General features: G+C 43.0%; 12 protein-coding genes. 6 read left to right on the forward strand and 6 right to left on the reverse strand.

The features are described 5' to 3' along the window. Positions 1-273: 273 nt before the first annotated feature. Genes WCK19_RS11410 through WCK19_RS11425 form a run of 4 tightly spaced genes read right to left on the reverse strand, consistent with a single transcriptional unit; the run spans position 274 to position 8,598 of the window. A complete protein-coding gene (locus tag WCK19_RS11410) occupies positions 274-2,652 on the reverse strand; it encodes a glycosyltransferase (protein WP_342397508.1) in 2,379 nt (792 codons plus the stop codon). A gap of 54 nt (positions 2,653-2,706) precedes the next feature. Further along, on the reverse strand, positions 2,707-5,058 hold the full coding sequence (locus WCK19_RS11415) for a glycosyltransferase (RefSeq protein ID WP_342397509.1): 2,352 nt from the start codon (positions 5,056-5,058) through the stop codon (positions 2,707-2,709). Positions 5,059-5,109: 51 nt separating this feature from the next. Next, the gene (locus WCK19_RS11420) at positions 5,110-7,524 is read right to left on the reverse strand and encodes a glycosyltransferase (protein ID WP_342397510.1); all 2,415 of its coding nucleotides are present in this window, start codon (positions 7,522-7,524) and stop codon (positions 5,110-5,112) included. 51 nt (positions 7,525-7,575) lie between these two features. Then, entirely contained in the window at positions 7,576-8,598 is a 1,023-nt protein-coding gene (locus tag WCK19_RS11425) for a class I SAM-dependent methyltransferase (protein ID WP_342397511.1), read from the reverse strand. Between the two features lie 460 nt (positions 8,599-9,058). On the opposite strand from WCK19_RS11425, the gene mtaB reads away from it, so the two are divergent. From mtaB to WCK19_RS11440, 3 genes are read left to right on the forward strand one after another with little or no spacing between them, the layout of a single operon-like run. Then, the gene (mtaB, locus tag WCK19_RS11430; protein WP_342397512.1) at positions 9,059-10,516 is read left to right on the forward strand and encodes a tRNA (N(6)-L-threonylcarbamoyladenosine(37)-C(2))-methylthiotransferase MtaB; all 1,458 of its coding nucleotides are present in this window, start codon (positions 9,059-9,061) and stop codon (positions 10,514-10,516) included. Positions 10,517-10,520: 4 nt separating this feature from the next. After that, positions 10,521-10,979: a hypothetical protein gene (locus tag WCK19_RS11435; RefSeq protein WP_342397513.1), complete on the forward strand. Its 459-nt coding sequence runs from the start codon at positions 10,521-10,523 to the stop codon at positions 10,977-10,979. Further along, on the forward strand, positions 10,969-11,361 hold the full coding sequence (locus tag WCK19_RS11440; RefSeq protein ID WP_342397514.1) for a hypothetical protein: 393 nt from the start codon (positions 10,969-10,971) through the stop codon (positions 11,359-11,361). Before WCK19_RS11435 ends, WCK19_RS11440 begins: the two co-directional genes overlap by 11 nt. Before the next feature lie 183 nt (positions 11,362-11,544). Here the strand turns inward: WCK19_RS11440 and WCK19_RS11445 are convergent, their stop codons facing one another. Beyond that, positions 11,545-12,378 carry a sulfite exporter TauE/SafE family protein gene (locus WCK19_RS11445; protein ID WP_342397515.1) on the reverse strand — a complete coding sequence of 278 codons (834 nt, stop codon included), beginning with the start codon at positions 12,376-12,378 and terminating at the stop codon, positions 11,545-11,547. Between the two features lie 342 nt (positions 12,379-12,720). Between WCK19_RS11445 and WCK19_RS11450 the strand changes: the two genes are divergently transcribed. From WCK19_RS11450 to WCK19_RS11460, 3 genes are all read left to right on the forward strand, one after another. Then, positions 12,721-15,297 carry a DUF2298 domain-containing protein gene (locus WCK19_RS11450; RefSeq protein ID WP_342397516.1) on the forward strand — a complete coding sequence of 859 codons (2,577 nt, stop codon included), beginning with the start codon at positions 12,721-12,723 and terminating at the stop codon, positions 15,295-15,297. Positions 15,298-15,505: 208 nt separating this feature from the next. Beyond that, positions 15,506-16,861, forward strand: a complete 1,356-nt coding sequence (locus tag WCK19_RS11455) for a methyltransferase domain-containing protein (protein ID WP_342397517.1) — start codon at positions 15,506-15,508, stop codon at positions 16,859-16,861. Beyond that, positions 16,858-18,090 (forward strand): glycosyltransferase family 4 protein, encoded by a 1,233-nt coding sequence (locus WCK19_RS11460; protein WP_342397518.1) that lies wholly within the window; start codon positions 16,858-16,860, stop codon positions 18,088-18,090. Before WCK19_RS11455 ends, WCK19_RS11460 begins: the two co-directional genes overlap by 4 nt. Here the strand turns inward: WCK19_RS11460 and WCK19_RS11465 are convergent. Continuing rightward, positions 18,049-20,550, reverse strand: a complete 2,502-nt coding sequence (locus WCK19_RS11465) for a glycoside hydrolase family 2 TIM barrel-domain containing protein (protein WP_342397519.1) — start codon at positions 20,548-20,550, stop codon at positions 18,049-18,051. The two genes, WCK19_RS11460 and WCK19_RS11465, sit on opposite strands and share 42 nt — an antisense overlap. Between the last annotated feature and the right edge of the window lie 101 nt (positions 20,551-20,651).

Below are 20,651 nucleotides of genomic sequence, written 5' to 3' on the forward strand. Positions count from 1 at the left end.
GGAGGCGCAGTCTGTGTGGCATCTAGAAATACTGTACATGTAGTTATTGATATTGTTGGTTATTACGTATAATGTAGCATCTCAATGACTACTGCCCATTCGCTAAATACCCCGAATTATTACGGGGTAACAAGGCTGAGGGGCTTCTAGAGGTGAACCCACGCTGTGTAATCCCACAGCTTTGATATTTAGAGAGGCACATATATGGGGGTTGCATAACCCCCGAAACGTTGGCGCTCTTGTGAGTGTGGTTGTTCTTTGTTCATTACTTGCCTAAACCTTTTTTGCCTTTAGCAGAGGCTCTAACCTTTTTCTTAGAATTCTCGGCGTTAAAAGCGATCCTAAGATATAAACAATTCCAGCAAACTTTTTGATGGGGTTTTTATCTTCTTTTAGCGTTTTTTCCAATCGGTATAATTTTGAAGCTTTAAGATGTTCAATTTCAATTTCTCTAACCCAGACCTCATACTTTTTTTCTTCCCAGAGCGCATACATTTTCTGTTCAAATTCAAGTATGGTTCGCTTTTGTGAATCTATTCCTTTTCCGAGGTATTCTATATGCTCTTCATATAGTATAAGTGTCATGCCTTTTGTTGCAGCTTTGATACCGGGCATTTGCTCTACAGGCGGAAGTGGATATTGCCGATGTACTATTTTGGCTTCTTTGATTAATGCTTCCATTCGATTACCCATCTCTTCTAACCGGAAATGGGCGGCAACCCTCTCTCTACTTGCATTTCCCATTTGCCTACGAAGTTGAGGCTCTTTTATGAGCTTACTCAATATACCAGTATATTTTTCTATTTCGTCAGTCTCATTTCCCCGCTCTATTAAGAACCCGCACTCATCTGTCACGAGTTCACGCTGACCGCCAACGGCTGCTCCTACCGGAACTACCCCTGTTGCCATCGCTTCAAAAAATGCTAACGATATGCCTTCCATAGCCGAAGGTAGAAAGAATATATCTGCTGCATTTAATAGCTCTTTTACACGCTCATTGCTTACCGCGCCTAACAGAATAACTTGTTCTTTCAAATTATGCTTATCAACAAAGGCACGAAGCCATTCTAAGTCAGGACCATCGCCAGCTACCAACGCTTTAAATTCAAGACCGCCTTGAGCTAGTTGTAGCATAGTTTTGGCAAATACTTTAGGTTGCTTTTGTGCAGTAATCCGCCCAGCATACAATAGTACAGGCATTTCACTATCAATTTTAAGTTGTTCTCGGACAGTTATCTTTTTCTCAGGAAGGGGCTTCCACTTCTCTATGTCAATATTAGTATAGCAAACTCTTATTCGCTCTTCCGAGAGACCACGTTTTATCATCCAGCGCTTGAGATGTTCGGAACTAACAACATGCAAATCCAGCAAATCTTCTGCTTCCACCGACCATCCGGCACTACCACCGTTGCGCCAATATTCCTCTTCCATATGGCAATAATCTATTATTGGCAACTCTGGAAAAGAAGCTCTCAAAAAAGGTAGAAGATAGTAACCTAACTCGCTGTTGGAAATGAAAATTGTATCATACTGCCTTGAAGAAATTAAATAAGAAATATATCTTGGAAAATCAAAGGTACTTAGGAAATTTTTCAGGATAAAAATATCTGAAGTAAATCTACTGAATTGCGATAGCCAAGGATTCGTCCCCGCTCTTAAAGTAGTAACTATGCTAACTTCCCAACCTTTATTGGTAAGTTGTTCTAGCAAGTCTAGGCTAAATTTATCTGCACCTCCCATATCCAGCCAAGAAAGTATCATTAATAAACGTGGTTTTGTTTTGTGCAACAGATTTTTGCATGGTATAGCGGTGGGTATAGGCGCATAGAAATCATGTTGTGTGGGTTGAATTTTGGGGAATCCTTCTACCCAAAGTTTAGGGTATTTGCTTTTTAGGTTTCCTTGGAAAGCTTTTCTGTTTGCATCACTGATTTTTTCCCACCTGTCAGAGTGTATAATACGCCTTCGGTACCAATCTAGGTATTCCGGAACTGTTCCTCCCCAAAAACCATAATTACCGCATTTGCACCAAAAGTCCCAATCTTCTAAGCCTCCCCTAATATCTTCATCAAAGCCACCAACCGCTTCATGTACAGCCTTACGAACCATGCTAGTAACATCAACGCTGTTTTCTTCTAGAAAGGTGCTTCCGTCTTCGTAGCCACTTGACCACAAATACTCTTGTCCTTCGAATGCTACATTATATCCAGTTACAAAAGAGTATTCAGGATGGGTCTCTAGGAACCAGTACCACTTTTCAACAGCTGTAATTTCAAGCAAATCATCGCTATCAAGCAATACCACATAAGGCGTAGTTGCTTCTTTAAAGCCGGTATTTCGGGCTGCACTCAGACCTTTGTTTTCCTGATGATTAATAATTCGTATTCTGCTATCTGCTTGAGCAAGGTCGCTAAGCATAGCAATAGACTCCGGATTGGTAGAGCCATCATTAACAATCAGCCATTCCCATTGCTGAAAGGATTGCCCCATAACTGACTGAGCGGTTTCTTGAAAAACTGAACTTGTATTGTAAAAAGGCGTTACAATAGTTACAGCAGGAACTTGGGTTTTATCAGTTGGAGAATAGCTAAGTTTCGCTCTTTTTGTGGAAACAGGCGTATTTGTGAAATCCGGGTTTGAGGCATCAATCATTTTAATCTCTACTTGTATATAATAATTATATCTACAATAGATAAAATATAGTTCTTAAGAGCGTTTCGGAAGTAATCGTACTTTTTGTAATATACGAAACAAACGCTTTGCATGCAGATTAGTAGCAAACGCATCAAGGTCTTTTGCCCATTTGGAAAGTTTTTCCACCTCAATTCTTTGAGAAATTTGCCATTGCTCTGCTTGTTCATGAGCATCATGTAACTGTTGCCGCAATTCTTCGATTACTTCTTGTCGCTTTTCTGCTATTTCCATCCAGTTCTTATATTGGTTGTTAAGCCATATATTTCCTTGCTCGATATGTATCCACTCATATTCTCTAAGAATTTCTTGCGAGGCAAATCTCAGAACCAAGTCGGGCGCAGGAGGTTGCCTGGATTGCTCGCTATTTAGGTTTTTAGCTTCTAAAATTAAAGCCTCTAGCCTTTGAGTCATTAAGTTCAGTTGAAAATGAGTGATAATTCTCTCTCTTGAAGAAATCTTCATTTTCTGAAGTGTATCAGGTGCTTTGATTAGCCGAACTATTTCTTCAGAATAATGTTTTGCCTCTTCTTCTTCAGTAGCAGGTGAAATCAGCGTTCCACATTCTTTAGTAACTAATTCTCGCTGCCCTCCTACATCACTGCTAACCGGTACAACACCCATTGACATTGCTTCAAAAATTGCCAGTGAAATCCCCTCAATTTTTGAGGGTAGAAAATATATATCGGCTGCACAAAGAAGTTCTTTGACTCTACCGCTATTTACGGCACCAAGTAAAGTGATTGTTTCGTTAAGACAATTATGGCTGATAGATTCCTCCAGCCAATTATAATAAGGACCATTCCCTGCAACTAGAACCTTAAAAATTACTCCTGCTTTGGATAACTCCAGAACAGTTTTAGCAAACACTTGCGGCTGTTTCTGATCTACCAGACGTGCTGCGTATAGAATTAGAGGAGTATCCGTTGCAATACCAAGTTCCTGTCTGACCTTGATTCTTATTTCATTATTCGGTTTCCATTCGTCAGGATCGATATTGGTATAACAAGTCTGGACTCTATTCTCCTCTACTCCCTTAGCAACCATCCATTTCTTCAAATGGTTAGAGCTTACAATCTGTAAATCCAAAAAGCCCTTATATTGGATTGATAAATCGGGAAACCCATTTATAGACCAAGGTTCATATTCAATGTGACAATAATCCACTATCGGTAGGTCAGGATAATAAGAGCGAAGTAATGGCAATAAATAATAGCCAATCAGGCTGCACGAGATAAATATTGCATCAATTTGTCGCGATTCGATTAAATATCGTAAGAATCTTAAATAATCCGGCAATCTAAGGTGATTTTGCAGTAGGAAGATATCGGGTGTATATTTCGCAAACGAGGGTAGTAGCGGGTTATCTGTGCCTCTTGGGGTACATACAGCAGTAACTTCCCAATCCTTTTTAGTAAATTCTTTTAGAATATCTATGTTAAATTTTGATGCGCCACCTAAATCAGGGCGATTCAATAGCATTAGCAGCCGGGGTTTCTTTTTTTGCAGCAAATTTTGGCAAGATATTAACTCTGAAAGAGGGGTATAAAGTGGATGGGAGGGTAGCTTTATTTCAGGGAAGCCTTGCTCCCAAAGGCAAGGGTAGCGTTCCTTGAGCTTAGCTTGAAATATGGGTAGCCTATCCTCTTTGAGATTACCCCCATAATTGGTCGCTGGCATCCGGTACCAATCTAAATATTCAGGGATATTACCCCCCCAGTACCCAGCATTAGCGCAACGCAACCAGAACTCCCAATCCTCAAGCCCTTCCCAGCCACTCTCCTCATACCCTCCCACTTCCTCGTGTACCGCTCTACGTACCATACTGGTAGTGGTGAGTTGGTTTCTTTCCAGAAAAGCTTTTTTCGCTTCAAAAGAAGTTTCTTTAAGAAACTCAGAATCGCCAAAGCCTACGGTAAAGCCTTTAACAAAGGCGTACTCCGGGTGTGACTCCAGAAACCAGTACCACTTTTCTATAGCGGTAGGTTCAAGCAAATCATCGCTGTCCAATAGCGCAACATAGGGAGTAGCTGCTTCTCTAAAGCCAATATTTCGGGCTGCCCCCGGTCCCTTATTGCTCTCCAGATGGATAAGTCGTATGCGGGGGTCGGTACTTGCCACCTGCTCCAGCATTGCCAAGGTTTCAAGGTTGGTGGAGCCATCATTAACAATTATCCATTCCCATTGCTGAAAGGATTGGGAAAATACAGAACGCACCGTTTCCAGAAAAACTGCACCTGTGTTGTAAATAGCGGTAAGGATGGTAACAGCAGGAGGCGCAGACTTATCAGACGGTATATAATCAAAGACGGGGCGCAGGGCTGAAACTGGTGTATTGGCATAATTCGGATTAGTAGGGTCTATCAATTCTTGCCTCTTGTAAATTATTTGTAAATGTGAAAAGCCGAAATAAATACACTATCGCTTGAGCCTTTTTAGAGACGATTTGAGAAAATGCCCTAGTCCTGTTTGTAAACGATATAAGGGTCTAGACTTTAAAGCCACTAGGGTATTTTCCATTTCCCTAGCCCATGCTCCCTGTTCTTCTAGTTTCCTTTGTGCAGCTTGCACACGCTTTTCTTGTTTGTCAATCTCTTGCTGAAACGAATTTTTATCTTCAACCAAAATATCTACATAAGATTTCATTTCTAATAGCCAATTTTCCCTATCCAGCGCAAGCTTCATCCAGCTTTTCCATTGCTTCTCCAACCAAGTTTTATCTTTCAGATAATTATCATTAGGTTCATTTTTGCGAATACATTCGATCGCTATAACAACGCTAGCCGCTGCTGTCTTTGGAGTGATTGTCGGAAGAGGATAGAGGGTATGCCATTCAAGCGCTTCTCGTACATAAGCTTCCATTCGATTACCCATCTCTTCTAAACGAAAATGAGTGGCAACTCTCTCCCTACTTGCATTTCCCATTTGCCTACAAAGCGCTGGTTCTTTTATAAGCTTACTCAGTATATCAGTGTATTTTTCTATTTCGTCAGTCTCATTTCCCCGCTGAATTAAGAACCCGCACTCTTCTGTCACGAGTTCACGCTGACCGCCAACGGCTGCTCCTACCGGAACTACCCCTGTTGCCATCGCTTCAAAAAATGCTAACGATATGCCTTCCATAGCCGAAGGTAGAAAGAATATATCTGCTGCATTTAATAGCTCTTTTACACGCTCATTGCTTACCGCGCCTAACAGAATAACTTGTTCTTTCAAATTATGCTTATCAACAAAGGCACGAAGCCATTCTAAGTCAGGACCATCGCCAGCTACCAACGCTTTAAATTCAAGACCGCCTTGAGCTAGTTGTAGCATAGTTTTGGCAAATACTTTAGGTTGCTTTTGTGCAGTAATCCGCCCAGCATACAATAGTACAGGCATTTCACTATCAATTTTAAGTTGTTCTCGGACAGTTATCTTTTTCTCAGGAAGTGGCTTCCATTTCTCTGCATCAATATTGATATAGCAAACTCTAATTCGCTCTTCTGGAAGACCACGTTTTACCATCCAGTTCTTGAGGTGGTGGGAATTGACAATATGCAAATCCAGCAAATCCTCTGATTCCACCGACCACCGGGGATAGCCCCCGTTGTGCCAATACTCCTCTTCAATATGGCAATAGTCAATTATTGGCAATTCTGGAAAAGAAGCTCTCAAAAAAGGTAATAGGTGGTAGCCTAATTCGCTATGGGATAGGATGATTGCGTCCGGTTGCCGAGACGTTATAAGATAGCGCAAAAACCGTGGGTAATCTACAAGTTTCAAAAACAAAGGCAACATAAAAATATCAGGTGTATATTGGGAGAATTCAGATAACCAAGTAGATTTAGCTTCCATTATGGTAGCTACAAGTGTAATTTCCCAGCCTTTATTGACAAACTGCTCTATAAAATCTAGGTTAAATTTGTCTGCGCCACCCATATCAAACCAAGGAAGTAACATTAATAGTCGCGGCTTTTGTTTCTTTAGCAAATTATTGCAGGGTAAATCATTAGGAACAAGAGGATAAGGTTCTAGATTTTGAAGTTTTATTTCAGGGAAGCCTTGCTCCCAAAGGCGAGGGTAGCGTTCCTTGAGCTTGGCTCGGAATATTGGCAATATTTCCTCTTTGAAATTAGACCATCTGTCATAATTGGTCTCTCGCATCCGGTACCAATCTAAATACTCAGGGGTATTACCCCCCCAATATCCAGCATTAGCGCAACGCAACCAAAATTCCCAATCCTCAGCGCCGTCTCTAATTTCTTCATCAAATTCTCCCACTTCCTCGTGAACAGATTTTCTAATCATACTTGTAAAGTTAATCCGATTTCTTTCTAAAAAAACTTCCTTCGCCTCGAAAGAAATGTTTCTAAGAAATTCAGCACCCCCAAATCCTATAAAAAAGCCTTTAACAAAGGCGTACTCCGGGTGTGACTCCAGAAACCAGTACCACTTTTCTATAGCGGTAGGTTCAAGCAAATCATCGCTGTCCAATAGCGCAACATAGGGAGTAGCTGCTTCTCTAAAGCCAATATTTCGGGCTGCCCCCGGTCCCTTATTGCTCTCCAGATGGATAAGTCGTATGCGGGGGTCGGTACTTGCCACCTGCTCCAGCATTGCCAAGGTTTCAAGGTTGGTGGAGCCATCATTAACAATTATCCATTCCCATTGCTGAAAGGATTGGGAAAATACAGAACGCACCGTTTCCAGAAAAACTGCACCTGTGTTGTAAATAGCGGTAAGGATGGTAACAGCAGGAGGCGCAGACTTATCAGACGGTATATAATCAAAGACGGGGCGCAGGGCTGAAACTGGTGTATTGGCATAATTCGGATTAGTAGGGTCTATCAATTCTTGCCTCTTGTAAATTATTTGTAAATGTGAAAAGCCGAAATAAATACACTATCGCTTGAGCCTTTTTAGAGACGATTTGAGAAAATGCCCTAGTCCTGTTTGTAAACGATATAAGGGGCTAGACTTTAAAGCTGTCAAAGTATTTTCCATTTCTCTAGCCCATGCTCCCTGCTCCTGTAGCTGCCTTTGTGATTCTTGCACACGCTTTTGATAAAAAGAGGCATCCCGTTCTAGGTTATTAATTAGAGTGGCGTTCTCCTCTAACTGCTTTCCCCTATCCTCTGCAATTAGCATCCAGTTTTTCCATTGTTCCTCTAACCAAGCTTTGCCCTCCCAAAATTCATTTGAGTGGATGCCATCGGGGCGATGCTCTGAATTTGCATACAAAGTCTGAAAGGTTAGCTTATAATCGGTACGTATCTCCAAATCACCTTCACGTTTCTCCGGCAATAATAAGGCTAGAGCAAAACCGCCTATCATGAAACCATATATATCAGGTCGAGAAGTGAGTGTTCCCGGTACGAAATCCACCTCAACAAAATGAACAAATGGATTACTTGCCCAATCCGCGTCTTTTATACCCTTTCGGCAATCAGGCATAAAACCGTCATGCATTAGAACATAAAGAGGCTTTAATGGTTGTATCTTTAGCAAATTTTCAATATCACGTTTCACGCCATCATAGGAATGGTCGGCATCAATCAAGATAAATTCGGGACTAATACCTTCAGCTTGAAGACGCTCTAATAATAGAGGGAGGGTATTATTAGAGTCACCTGTAATAAATTCTACATTAGAGAATTTCTTGTCATTTGTATCAAATTGACTTGAGTCAAAATCAAGGCTATAGACTTTTTCAGAATATTGGGAAATGGCATATAAACTACCACCGAAAGCAGTACCAACTTCAATTGCACACGAAGGTTTTAAGCTGCTAACTAGGTTTATAAGTGTGCTACGTTCGGCATCATTCATTTGCCAACCAAGAGGATATTCCCCATACAGGGTTTTTTTGATATTTTCGGGAATATACGGATTTGCTTCAACGTATTCTTTAGTTAGTTCTATCATTTGTCCTATTTCTCTCAATTATCTATTTACAAATGCACTTTTGGAATTTTAAGCTGATTTTGAAAGGACTCACTACAATAGATAGTAGTCTGCCATTTCAAAACTATACCAGTAATAGAAAGTGCAACCATAGTGGCTTATACAAAATTTGCTACGCTACAGAAAAGGGTTCTAGAAAAGAGCGACGATTGCCGATATCGTAAACTTTCAAGCTACCGCTAAATAGAGTAGAAAGGTTTACTAATGAGTCGCAAACACCACCGTTATAATGCCATAAAAGCCGAAATGCTGCAATTTTTTGAAAAAGCTCGCCGCGGCAGACAAGCTCAATAGCTTAACGTTTTATTAGCAATTTATTATACGAGGATACCATTAGTTGCTATTTGTATTGTAGCGTAATATACTTTTTCTCTATATGTTTTGGTGTTATTGATTATGCGAGTCTGATTCTTATATAAATATGCGTACCATTGAACTGATTAATTTAAGCTCCAACGCTAACCCTGAACCCGTAACCTCACCGGGGATTATGGCGCAAATCGAAAAAAACCTCAGCCCCAATGATTTTAGACCACGTATCGCCTTCCTTACACTTGGTTGCAAGGTAAATTCTAGCGAGACTGAAGCCCTAGCCGAGAACTTTCAAAAAGCCGGATATGCGCTGGTTGAACCAAATAGGATATGTGAGCCAAATGTATTGGTAATAAACACCTGCACTGTAACGCATATAGCGGATCGCAAATCGCGCCAAACGCTGCGACGCGCCAAACGTGAAAACCCAAAAGCTTTGGTTATCGCCATTGGTTGCTATAGTAATACTAACCCAGAACAGGTAAAAGCGTTACCCGAAGTAGATCTAGTTCTGGGGAAGGCTGAGCAAGAACGCATGGTTGAGATGGTTTCCGAGCGGTTAAACTACGAACTGGATTTTCGACCGGGATTTTCCCGCCCTCTTTTTGATGATGGTGAGATTGGTAACGCTACCGATAATCGAAAGGTTGAAAAAAAACACCACACCCGCGCAATGGTAAAAATACAAGATGGCTGCAATGCGGGTTGCGCTTTTTGTATTGTGCCAACTGCTAGAGGCATACCGAAAAGCGTGGATATTTCGGATGTAATCGAGAGTGTGCGCTACAAACTGGAAGCCGGATACAAGGAAGTTGTGCTTACCGGCGTTCATCTCGGCAAATATCGAGCTTCTAATAGGGAAAATGAAGAACACCCGCTACGTCTTAAAGCCCTACTTGAGACTATCCTTGAAAAACTGGATATTCCACGCTTGCGAATTACTTCGCTAGAACCACAGGACTACGACCCAACCTTGCTTGAGTTGTGGCAACGTGATAAACGGCTGACACGTCATTTTCATCTTGCTTTACAATCGGGTAACGCTGCTACGCTTGCCAGAATGAGGCGTGGCTATACTCTGGAAAAATACCGCCAGATTGTTGAGCAAATTCACCGGGAATTGCCGGACGCTTCTATAACAACAGATATTATCGTGGGTTTTCCCGGTGAAACTGAACAGGAATTTTCCGAGACCTTGGCATTTGCGGCAGAAATGGGGTTTGCCAAAATTCATGTATTTCCCTATTCTCCTCGAATTGGTACGCTTGCTGCCAGTATGCCCGCTCAAATAGCTGACTCGGTTAAAAAGCAAAGAAGTGAACGCCTTCGACTTCTTTCTAACGAACTGAGTCAAAAATGGCGCAGTCGCTTTCTAGGTGAAATTCGAGAGACGCTTTGGGAAGCAAAAGCTCCAAATAGCTTGATACGAAGCGGTTTAACCGATAATTACCTGCGCGTATATATTCAATCAGACGATAACTTGCGTAATCAGATAACATCGGTAAGGCTGGTGCAACTGGTCGGAGATGGTGATGCTGACGGGTTGTCCGGCGAAATTGTGAGGTAATGTAATGAGTACGAACAATATTGAAGAATTGGATGAGGAAACTAGCAGAGAACGCGCCAGAACTTTTTTGTTGTTCCGTTTGCAGTGGCTTTTAAACATAGTAGTAGCAGTTTTATCGGCTATTGCCATCGGGTTGGCATATGCAGGACAACGCACGTTAGCGCAGATTATTTTCCTTTTTATTGCGCTTATTTTTATCGGTTCGGTTATTCTTACCGTTTATCGCTATCGCCGCAACCGTGAGCGTAGGCAGATTATCTTAGATAAACTTGATGCAGCACGCAATACTCGCCTACGAGAAGTATTCGATGAAGTCCGGCGCGAAAAACGTTTGCCTAATGACCGTGACTCAAAAGACGGTTTTGATAACTCTCTACGAGAAATCAGTGAGCTTGCCGAAGCCGAACGCCGCCGCAAAGCCAAACGCAACTCGCCACAAGAAGGCGGGAAAAGTGGCAGATAATCTCACGCCACAAGAAAATAAACTTTTAGAAGCAATCGGTAGCCCACCTACCGTAGAGCCTTTACCAAAGTTGAGTGATAATTTTGTCTGGCGCATAATTGAAAAGATTGGGCAATTTGCGCTATGGGGTGCGGCTTTGAGCGCAGCGATAGTATGGACACTTGGCTTGGTTGTCAATGAAGATTATAACTGGGTTGGTTTCTTTAACCTTATCCCAATAGCATTGATGTTGATTTATATCCCTTACTTGATTCGCCGTAACCGGAAAATAGAAATTGCTCGTATTCAACAGCACCGTCTAATACAGGAAAAGTTGCGAGCTGAAATCATCCATATGGTAATCGAAGAGAGTAAGCGCGATAATAATGCCGATTTCAGATAAGGCAATTTGCTTTTACGAGCAAGGCAAGGGAGGGGCTTTTTCATTCGCTAAAACTTTACGAACTGTTTTATTACCTTGAGGCTGAATCAGTTGTTAGCATTCTTCCAAACTTGTATTCTCGGCAACCACAAGCAGCAGATTATTAGCAAGACTCAGTAATTTATGGCATATTTTCTATGGAAATTACAAAATCCCAATACCTACCGTTAGCATATAACAGCTTACAATAAAAAGTAATATATTGAAAGCAGTTTTGAGAGTGCGATTCTTAAAGATAATTACCATCCGTGCGCCAATTTGAGCGCCGATTAAACCTCCACCCAGTAGAGCAGGTAATAGTTCCAATTGAAGTTGACCTACCCGCCATAGCGCAAATGAGCCAGAAATCGCTGGAGCTAGAACCGCTAATAATGAGGTTCCTACAGCGATTTTTAAGGGTACGCCCAGCACAACCACCATTAGAGGAACCATTATAAATCCGCCACCAACCCCAAACATACCGGATAAAAAGCCTACTGCCCCACCTATAATCAGAGCAATAAGTAGATTAATCCGGTATTTATATTCAAACCCGGCAACGGTTTTGAATCGTAGCAATAATAGCCTGTTACTGCTTTTAGCAAGGTCAATTTTCTGAGGGCTATCGCTTGGTTGAGAGGGTTTTGGGGTTTTTTGTACAGAATAGAAAATTGCTACACTTGCGGTAAGTAATCCAAATAGTAATTTCAACAATGAAGTTGATATGCCAACCGTTACCGCCGTTCCAAGTTGCGCGGTAATAATTGAACTTAAAGAGAGGGTAGCCGCCAGCACAATATCTGCGGTATTTTGCTTGAGATGCTGGAATATGCCTGAAAGGGCTGTACCGATTATATAAACCAAACTTAACGCAATTGCGGTTTTTATCGGAATCCCAGTAATTGTTAAAAGAGGCACGAGTATAAAGCCCCCGCCTACTCCAAATAACCCCGACAGATAGCCGGTAAAAAGTCCTATTATAAACAATTCGAGGAGCATCAGACTTTAGACTTTCTCACAAGTACAGATTACAGAAATTCTTTGAATTATATTTTCCAGCCTTATTATATACTAGGGTAAGCAACAATGACCGCCAAAGCTTGTATAATTCTATCCCGTTGCCGCTAATGTGGGTTGTAGCCCTGTTTAAACTGAGGGAACTTTAACCTATACTTTAACGTCTAATTATTGTGAACAAATAAACTGATTTGAGTCAGACTGATTTCTGCTGGGAATGACCTCTATCTACTCACAAGGGCGTGTTTCAATTCAGCTGAATACATAAAAACAGCAGGGATGCCTTATCCCGGCTATTTAATTTCCAACTTGGGAGGGTTCTCATTGATTGACGTAATTATTTGGTACTCCTTTACTTCTTTAATAGGGTTTCTGACCTTTCCAATTTCATTTAGGCTTTTTTCTTTTTTGCCGGATCGCGGTTACGCTTTTTCCCGACCACTTGGTTTGCTTATATCTGGACTATTAGCGTGGTGGGCAGGCTGCCTAGGTTTGATTCCATTCTTGCCGGGCTGGGTCTGGAGTGCGGTGGGTATTTTAGCGGGTATAAGCGGGTTAATACTGGCGCGTTCTCAGGTGCGTAGAGAAATGGTCACGTGGCTTAAGCAACGATATAACCTTAAATATATAGTTCTAGCTGAATTGGTTTTTCTAACCACTTTCGCTTTTATGTTAAATTTGCGTTCCTTCTTCCCCCAACTGAACCAATCAGAGAAGTTTTTTAATCTGGCTTTTATTAACGCAATCGCTACTTCTCCGGTTTTGCCTCCGGCTGACCCATGGTTTGGTGGGCAAACAATGAACTATTACTACGGTGGTCATTACCTAATAGGGTTTCTTTGCAAATTAACCGAAACTGGGGCGGCTACTGCCAATAATATAGCGCTTGGCTTGGTTTATGGTTTTCTGGCATTGGTAATTTTTGGATTTGTAGCTAATATGGTTGGTTTGGCGCGATATAAAGGTAAGGTTGCGCCCCTAGCAGGCTTGCTGGGTGTATTATTATTGGCGGTTCTGGGAAACTTATATCCCCTCCGGCAACTGCTAACCAGTGGGCTATTACCGCTTGGTGACTCGAATTTCCCTTTAAAAGTGGATTGGCCCGGTAGCGCCCGAATGATTTATGACCCAATGCCAGACGGTAGAAAGCTGGATATTCTGACCGAATACCCAATCTATAGCTATCTTAATGGCGACTTGCATGCACATTTAATGGGCGCACCTTATGTGATTATGGTGTTGGGCTTAATATTGCAACTTTTTGCCACTCCCGGTAAATGGGTTGTGTCGAAGTTATCGTGGCGCACTGTGCCACGCTATCTGGGGTTTGGGCTGCTGTTAGGGGCGCTTTATTTTATCAATCTAGCCGACTTTCCCACCTATCTTATGCTGACGCTGGTATCAATAATTTTTCTGGAATTGCAAGCGAGAGATAAATGGGGGCGCACCCTTCGTCGTATCGGGGTACAAGCAACCGCGTTACTTTCTACTATATATTTGATTTATATTTTTCAGTTTACCACCTTTAGCGGGATGCTCCGCGCAGAACCTATGTCGGATGTGGCTAATATACCGGTGGTCAATTTCTTGAGTCGTTATTTGGGATGGGTTTACTGGCACGGTACAAACTTGAGTGAATTTGTGGAAATGTTCGGACTTTTCCTGCTGCCAATTGCTACTTTCCTGACAATTAAGTATGTTCGGTTGGTACGACAAGAAAAAACTCCATATTACAGGTTGGGAGTAGAACTAATTACCGCTCTAACTTTCTGCATAGCAGGTTGGATGGTTAATTTCGAGTTACTTGGACCGGGGTTAGTTTTAATTTATGTGTCAGCGCGTATATTCCGTTTGGAGTGGAAGCTCCGGGAGAGAGATAATAAACCACTATCGGCACAAATGGATCTGTTGGTGTTACTGTTACTTTTTTCTGCCGGAGTTATAACACTTTTTTGCGAAGTTTTATACATTAGAGATATTTATTCCAATCGCTTTAATACTGTTTTCAAATATTGGTATCAGTTGTGGGTACTTTATGGGTTAACCGGAGCATATAGCATCGGGTGGGCGCTAAATTGGTTCAAAGCTAACTCACGGATGCCGAATATAAATCCCCGTCCTATTCGAGCTAAGGCACAACTTACAGGATTTAGCCGGTTTGCCCTTCGCCAAACAAACCCGCTACAAAGTTTGGTATCTGAAACCTCTTTTCCAGACGAAAAAACCAGCTTATTTTCCAATTTTAGTGATAAAGCTATTGCTTTCCCTGTTGTTCGGCAAAAGCTGAAAACCATTAACCTGACTTCAAGGAATCACTGGATATTTGGCTGGGTTAGCTTACTGATTTTATTAGCAATCTCAGCCTCAGCCGTTCCAATTTTATCTTACTGGCAAACCACTAACGGCTATACAAACCGGATAGGGCTAGATGGGGAAATCTGGTATGCTGAACAATTCCCGTCAGAATATAAAGCGATGGCTTGGTTACGCGATTATACCGCCAACCAAAGTGATAGGCGTGGGGTAGTGCTAGAAGCCAATGGTATGAACTATAGCTGGGCTACTCGAATCAGTACCTATACTGGCTTACCTACGGTTGTGGGCTGGCCGTTCCACGAACTACAGTGGCGGGGTAATCTAGCTGAAAAAGATATTTGGGAAAGTTGGCTGGATATGAACCGGATTTATGAAACTACCGATGTTAACCGGGCAATCGAGTTGTTAAACCAGCATAATGTTAAATATGTCTTTGTTGGGCAAATTGAGAACGGTGACGGCTCTTTCTATCCAGATGGGCATGAGCCTAAATATTATTCTGCCCAAGCATTGGACAAGTTTGGCTCTTTTATGAAAACTATTTATGCCGACCCTGCAAATAAGATATTCATCTATGCCTTTTAAAAATTCAAACCGCATTAGCTAAAAGGCAATGCCGGAAAAAAGGCTTAAAGCTGGAGGTTCTATTAATTTTTCCGGTGAAACAGTAATAAAGTTTTGACATAGCTGAAAGCGAAAGGTATCATGTGATAGATGCCTCTTGCCGCTATTATCCGGTCAAGAGGTTATAACGTGGCTTGTTTGAAACTTTTGTGGAAAGTTGTATCTACTCTTGATAGATAGTGAATTATTGGAACTGGTGCGCTGTCCTCACTGTATCGAAAAGGCGTTGGCGCAAGGAAAAACCGATGACCGCGAAACCGGGCAACTTACATTGCGTCATGGGCGAATTCAATGCCGAGATTGCAGCACAGAATATACTGCCCATAATGACAAACCCCCCTCAACCGACGGCATAGGTTGGGCAAACGCTGCAATTGCGCCGGATGACTTTGATTTTTTGCCGAAACACGGCTACTACTTGGATTTAATGCCCAGAAATAGTTTTGAACAAAATACTCGCTATCTTGAAGAAGAATTTGAGCATGAGATTGACCATGAATATATCAGCTTGCCATGGCTTGGGGCGGCGGTGCGGAACGATTTACTTCGCAAAATGCTCAAACCTTCTGAGGCGGATATTGCGCTGGAAGTAGGTTGCGGCAACGGTAAGTTCTGTTATTGGAATCGCGATAGATTCGGCACTGTGGTAGGTTTAGATGCCGCGCCTTTATTTGCAGAACAAGCATTGGACGACTTACCGCTAATCAGGGGCGATGTGCGTTTGCTGCCGTTTGCGCCGGAAAGCTTTAACAAGATTTTCAGTATTGATTTGCTAGAACATTTGCCCGCCGATGGTATCGCTCCTTACTTCGCCGAGTTGAATCGAGTGCTAAAGCCCGGCGGTCAAGTTTTTATCTTCTCAAATACCCGCGAAATGGGTAAGCTTACTCCGGTAATCAAGTTAGAGAAGAAGGTTGCAAACTATTTTGCTCGCAAGGGAATATTTGATTTCAAGCGCGATGAATTGCGTAAGAGTGACCATATAAAGGCAATCCGCACCTTTGATGAGTTGGAAGCCTCTATTAAAGAGGGCGGCTTCAAGCTCGAACGAACTATATTTTGGAATGGCGTGTTTCAAAGTCTGGTTGATAATGTAATTGTAAAAGCGGGCGAATACTTGTTGCGGAGACGTGTTAAAAGACGGCTTGAACAGCGTACCAAAGCAGCGGAAAATTCCAATAGTAGCCCTGCAACTCGTTTGGTGGCGGGTACAACCGGAATCAGCCCGGATTGGGCAGATGGCGGCAAACCGCGTATTCCGGAAGACAAGTTCATGCAAGATAAAAGTCAGGTGGAGCTTGAAGCTGAGAAAGTTGCCAGCGATACCGAACAGAATGCGGCAATTGACCTAGCTATTCGCAAAAGTTTAAAACGCTCTATGGATAAGCGCACTTCAAATACCTACATGCTGCTATTAAGAATCCTTACTTTTATGATGCGCTTGGATATTTGGCTGTTCGGGAAAATGCGTACTGGACCCTACTTTATTCTTATCCGCAAAGTAGGAACTCCACGTAGCCGATGAAAATCCTGTATGTTGCCAGCGCGATTGTAGCGCCGGGTAGCCATGGTGGGGCAACTCATGTGGTAGAGGTTTCTCGTGAACTGGCAAAGCTTGGTCACGAAATACACGTAATCTGCGCCCGCCCTAACCGTAAAGAACCGGCACGCCTCACCTTGGCGGTAGAAGGCGGTACTCCGATTGAGTTTTATCGCCATTCCCTGCCAAAATTTACGGCAATCGCCCTTTACCCGCTTGTTAAAAAGCTGGCTAAAGCGCTTAAGCCCGACCTTATAATGGAGCGTTACTATAATTTTGCTGGTTCGGGCATGTTATTTGCTTCTCGCCACCATTTACCCTCGTTGTTGGAAGTAAATGCCCTAATCCTCGACCCGCTTTCCAGCCCTAAGCGTCGCCTTGACCGTACCCTACTGTTCAACCGCCTGAAATGGTGGTCGGAGAAACAATGCTGCTGGGCTACACGCATTATCACTCCTTTACATACAACCATACCGGCGGCAATCCCACGCGAAAAAATAATCGAGCTTCCGTGGGGCGCAAATGTTGATATGTTTGACCCGACCCGAATTGAGCCAACCGAGCAAATGCGGCTGAGACAAGAGCTTGGTATTCCAGAAAAGGCAAATGTGCTTGCTTTTGCGGGTAGTTTCCGGCATTGGCATGGGGTGGAAGTGTTGGTAGAAGCGGCGAAACTGGCAATTCCACAAGATAACAACTTATATATTTTGATGCTAGGCGGTGGTCCACTTTTTGAACAGATTCAAAATGAAGTAGTTGATAGCGGTCTTACAGAAAGAGTAATACTAACTGGAGCAATACCCTATCAGAAAATGCCGCTATATTTATCTCTCGCGCATGCCGGAGTAGCCCCTTTTGATACCTCAAAACATGCCCCTTTACGGGAAGCCGGTTTTTACTGGTCGCCTCTTAAAATATTTGAATATATGGCTTTAGCTTTACCCTCAATCGTACCAGATTTCCGCCCACTAAATGAAATCATTCGTCAAGGGCAGGAAGGCTTACTATTTCGAGAGGGTGATGCAAATGACCTCGCTCGCGCTATTCTGGAATTGTTATCCCCTAATAATATAATAGAACGTGAGTGTATGGGCGCATCCGCCAGAATCCGGGTGGTTGAAAGCTTTAGTTGGCGCTCTCACTGTGCATCCCTTGATGCAGTAATGGTAGCCTCAAACCGAGTGTTTTTTGATAATATAGCCGCCTTTTGCTAGGTAATAGGCTGCAATTGTCCCCTCGCCTAACCCCCTTGCTACTACCACTTGCGAATCGCCCGGCAGCAAGTCTAGGAAATTATCGCTCCATTGCACATCAACATCCGCGCTCAAAAGCAAACCTTTTACGGGCTTCTTTACTTCCAGCAACAATGCCTCACCCTCCAGACGGGTTATTTTCAAACGTGGGTCTTGGAGAGCAAGATATTTGAAAGGTTCTTGCCAGAGCGTGGCGCGGCGCACAATTTCGCCGTTGTCGAGCAATGTGGCTACTATTACGAGTGGTTCAACGGCTTCAAATTCCAGTTCATCTAGCTCAGTAGCGCAATTGACAGGTATTATTACTTCGCTCCGGTTGCTTGCTAACTCTTTTCCCTCTAGGGAAATAACCTTTAGCTCTAGCGTGAGATTACGCTCCCGTGAGTCTGTATTTACAGCCCAATAGGTGGCTTTATTCTTGCTTGCCCAATCCAGCCCAATAGTTAGATGATTAAAAGCGCGTTTTAGAGTGTAGAAAGCCGCTTTGGGTTTGCCAAGATAATCGGCTATTGCCCAACTTATGGCAGGATAACAATCGTTTAATTGCCAAACTAAAGCACCGGAGACATATTCTTTCCCCTTGCCCCGCCAACGCCGTTTCCAATCCATAACCGCGTATTTGAGAGCTTCTGCTTGGATAAATTGGGTGGCATAGATGTATTCTTCCAGCTTAGCGGGTGTAGGCAAATTATCACTGAGATACACTGCCAAGCGTCTGTAACCGTCAGGGGCTTTGTTGTGGAACTCGTAAGTGCGGCTCTGCTGATGCAGTTCACAGGGTGGCAAAAAACTTACTAGAGTCTCTAAGGTGGGGCTGCCCTGCATACCAAACTCGGACACGAAACGCCCCTCAAATTTCCGATAATCTTGATATATAGCCATTTGTTTATGCCAAATTTCCCACGTATGGCGGTCTCCCTGCGTGGGGTCGTCTGCATCCGCTCCGGCGTAAGGACTACCGCGCCAATAAGGGCGGGTAGGGTCTAACTGGGCGCAGATTTCGGGCAATAACCGCTCGTAGATTTCTCGCGCCGGGAAAGCTGTGGCGATAAAATCATCCTTGAAATTAGCATCGTAAGCGCCTAGCGATTGGGCAATAGAATAATCCTCGTTATTGCCGTTCCACAGCACAATACAAGGATGATTTCGCAAGCGGCGCAGATTTGCTACTGCCTCTGCTTTCACGCTTTCAAGAAATTCGGGATGTGCCGGATAGATACCGCAAGCAAACATGAAATCTTGCCATACCATAATACCCATTTCATCGCACAAATCGTAAAAAGCGTCTTCTTCATAAATACCGCCGCCCCAGACCCGCAGCATATTCATATTGGCAGCAACCGCCAATTGCACCCAGCTTTCATAATTTTCACGGGTAACGCGGGTTGTGAAAGAATCTGCCGGAATCCAATTTGCGCCCCGACAAAATAGCGGCATGTTGTTTACCTCAAAGGTAAAGCTACTCCCCGCTTCTCCTTCCAGCGGGTTCTGGAGCAAACACAATCGCCGTATTCCGAATTTGCAATCCTTGTGGTCGAGTTCTTTCTCACCGTTCAGCAAACTAGCTTCTACCCTATATTGCGGTTGCGCCCCTAACCTACCGGAAGGCTCCCACAAAAGCGGGTCAATAATTTCAAAAGTGTGTTGTATTTTAGAGTCATCAATAGGAATAGTTGCTTCTGAAGTTGTGATGCCGTAATGGTCAAATAGTACCAGTTTGAGATAGAGGGGCAAAGAGGAGTGATTATCTATTTCTACACTTACCGGAACGATTGCCTTTTTCAAATCCTCGCCGATTTCAGCAGGGCAAAAAATGGTATCAATACGAGCGGTGTATGCTTCCAGACGCACTTCTCGCCAGATTCCGGCTGTTATAAGGGTTGGTCCCCAATCCCAGCCGTAATGATACTGTGCCTTACGCACATACACGCGCGAGGCATCGGTATTCCAAGCAGCGCGTTTTCCATACTGCTTTTCCAATTCCTTGCCTCGTCTTAACGCCGATTCAAACAGGATACGCAACTCGTTGTGACCTGACCTAGCAATGCCCCGAATCGAAACACGATAGGGTACAAACATATTCGCAGCAGTTAAAATTTCTTTCCCGTTTAGCCAGACAGTAGCAAAGGTATCCAAACCATCAAAGCACAAATCTAACGCAGGTCGTTTCTCAAATTCATTAGGTAGGGTGAAGAAATAGCGGTATAGCCAATCGCTTTCTCCGACCCATTGTACTTCCTGTTCATTCATACCATAAAAGGGGTCGGGTATAAGCCCAGCGTCTAACAAATCGGTGTGAATGCAACCCGGTACGATGGTATGGTTCCAACCCTCGAGTAGGTTGAAATTTTCCTCCAACTGTATTGAAGGGTTTCTTTGCTTGAATTGCCAGCCTGCCGACAGCGTTAGGAATTCTTTCATTGCGCCACCACCTTTTCGCTTCATTGACTCAAGGTACTAAATAAAATTTTAGCGCTAAAATCAGCTTTTTCCATAGCAAATAAAAAAACTACCGAAACGAT

It is taken from the genome of Candidatus Chlorohelix sp. (assembly GCF_037138995.1).
Lineage (GTDB): Bacteria > Chloroflexota > Chloroflexia > Chloroheliales > Chloroheliaceae > Chlorohelix.

Excerpts from the sequence above, each read along its gene's own strand:
- WCK19_RS11410 (WP_342397508.1), bottom strand. The coding sequence starts at position 2,652 with ATGATTGATGCCTCAAACCCGGATTTCACAAATACGCCTGTTTCCACA.
- WCK19_RS11425 (WP_342397511.1), bottom strand. The coding sequence starts at position 8,598 with ATGATAGAACTAACTAAAGAATACGTTGAAGCAAATCCGTATATTCCC.
- mtaB (WP_342397512.1), top strand. The coding sequence starts at position 9,059 with ATGCGTACCATTGAACTGATTAATTTAAGCTCCAACGCTAACCCTGAA.
- WCK19_RS11435 (WP_342397513.1), top strand. The coding sequence starts at position 10,521 with ATGAGTACGAACAATATTGAAGAATTGGATGAGGAAACTAGCAGAGAA.
- WCK19_RS11445 (WP_342397515.1), bottom strand. The coding sequence starts at position 12,378 with ATGCTCCTCGAATTGTTTATAATAGGACTTTTTACCGGCTATCTGTCG.
- WCK19_RS11460 (WP_342397518.1), top strand. The coding sequence starts at position 16,858 with ATGAAAATCCTGTATGTTGCCAGCGCGATTGTAGCGCCGGGTAGCCAT.
- WCK19_RS11465 (WP_342397519.1), bottom strand. The coding sequence starts at position 20,550 with ATGAAAGAATTCCTAACGCTGTCGGCAGGCTGGCAATTCAAGCAAAGA.